1 protein-coding gene and 1 pseudogene are annotated in these 2,004 nt (G+C 47.5%); both read right to left on the bottom strand.

Translation table 11 applies throughout. The features are described 5' to 3' along the window. Positions 1-923 (bottom strand): annotated as a pseudogene (metC, locus tag R7Q38_RS22860) (cystathionine beta-lyase); the annotation flags it as partial. Between the two features lie 253 nt (positions 924-1,176). Next, the coding region (gene cls, locus R7Q38_RS22855) for a cardiolipin synthase (RefSeq protein WP_318114395.1) at positions 1,177-2,004 on the bottom strand (828 nt) is incomplete at its 5' end.

Raw genomic sequence — 2,004 nt, 5'->3', positions numbered from 1 at the left:
AACAAGCCATTGCCGCCAGTAAAATCACGCTCAAAGAACTCATGACCAGGGCAAGTCTCTAGGGCAGGGTGACGAACATGATCCACTTCAGGGCGGTTTGCCAACCACTGTGCGACTTTCAAACTGTTTTCAGCATGCTGGCGTAAGCGAACATCCAAAGTGCGAATGCCACGTAGGCCAAGGTAAGCGTCATCAGGAGAAACGCATTGACCCATCAGGTAGCTTTGTTCGCGAAGCTGATCCCAGTATTTCTCAGACGCTACTGCGGTGCCGAGCATGACGTCAGAGTGTCCAACGATGTACTTTGTCGCCGCTTGAATAGAAATGTCCACGCCATGCTCGAAAGGTGAGAAGTTCACGCCTGCGCCCCACGTGTTATCGAGCATCACAATGATATCGTGCTCGTGAGCGATGCGCGCCATGGTTGGAACGTCTTGAACTTCCATCGTGATTGACCCCGGCGATTCAAGAAACAGTATTTTGGTGTTTGGTTGAATCAAATCACGAATGTTTTCGCCGATCATCGGATCGTAGTAAGTGGTTTCTACGCCCATCTTTTTCTTGATCACGTCTCAGAAAACACGTGTTGGTTCGTAACACGTATCATCCATCAAAATATGGTCGCCAGCTACGACGAAAGAAAGGATCGCGTTAGAAATGGCTGCCGTTCCACAAGGGTAAAGAGCACAACCCGCGCCGCCTTCGATCTCGACCATTGCGTCTTGAAAAGCAAAGTGAGTGTTAGTGCCACGACGTCCGTAAAACAGCGTTTTGTTTGCGCGGTTTATTGCGGCTTGGTTTTTCTCTGCAACAGTATTAAACACGACAGTAGAAGCGCGTTGTACTGGTGGGTTTACCACGCCGTTGGTCCACTTCTTATCGCGGCCTGCGGTAATGAGTTTGGTCTTTTTGCCCTCTGACATAAATATTCCCTGTCTTAAATATTACAATTTGGATTATTTAAAACATGGACGACATAGGGTTTGCAAGGGAAAAGTCACATATCGACCAATAACCGTTTGGATTGAACGTTTAGAGCGCCGTGTGGTAGCGATGATTACATGAGACGTATTGGGGAAAGCACAGAATAGTCGATGCGAAAAGTAAGACGCAGATAAAATAAACCTCCAGCATGGACTCTCATTACTGGAGGTTTGAACTGAAATGGTCACTGATTTAGAGCAATGGGTTGAAGAGGTAGAACACACGCTCAAGGAAACGAGAATAAAGGCTACGTTTTTCCCACTCGTCCAAAACGACAGGATGAGATTGCTTGATATAACCATCATGCAACCATGACAATTGCTTGGTGAACTCTTCATCGTCGACAGCCAGAGTGACTTCAAAGTTCAGCCACAGGCTGCGCATGTCCATATTCACCGTACCAACCAAACAGAACTGGTCGTCGATAACGACCGATTTGGTGTGCAGCAAGCCACCATAGAACTCGTAAATTTTCACGCCAGCGGCCAAAAGTTCGCTGTAGAAAGCGCGCGATGCCCACTGAACCATAAGTGAGTCATTTTTGTGCGGTATGATCAGCTCAACATCAATACCGCGCTGCGCCGTCATTTTTAACGTCTCAAGCAAGTCGGTATTAGGTACAAAATACGGTGTTGTGATTCGTACCGAACGATTGGCTTGGTTAATTGCCAAAGTAAGCACTTGATAAATCAAATACTCTGGCATGCCGGGGCCAGATGGAACCACCTGAATCGGATGTTGGTATTTGCTGTTGTCAATTTTGCACTCCGGCAACTTCGGCAGATAACGTTCGCCCGTTTCTACTTCCCAGTCCCAGCAGTGAATCGCACTCAGCACGTTTACGGTTGGCCCTGTAACTCGCACCATGATATCGATCCAACGCCCAACGCCGCTGCTCTGTTTAAAGTATGCAGGATCGACAAGGTTCATTGACCCTGTATAGGCGATTTCATCATCAATGACGATGATTTTACGGTGCTGGCGAAGATCAAGACGACGTAAGAAAATACGCCACATCTT

It is taken from the genome of Vibrio sp. Vb0598, assembly GCF_033338935.1.
GTDB classification, from domain to species: domain Bacteria; phylum Pseudomonadota; class Gammaproteobacteria; order Enterobacterales; family Vibrionaceae; genus Vibrio; species Vibrio alginolyticus.
The sequence above is the reverse complement of the archived record's forward strand: the minus strand, read 5'-3'. Positions and strand labels throughout refer to the sequence as shown.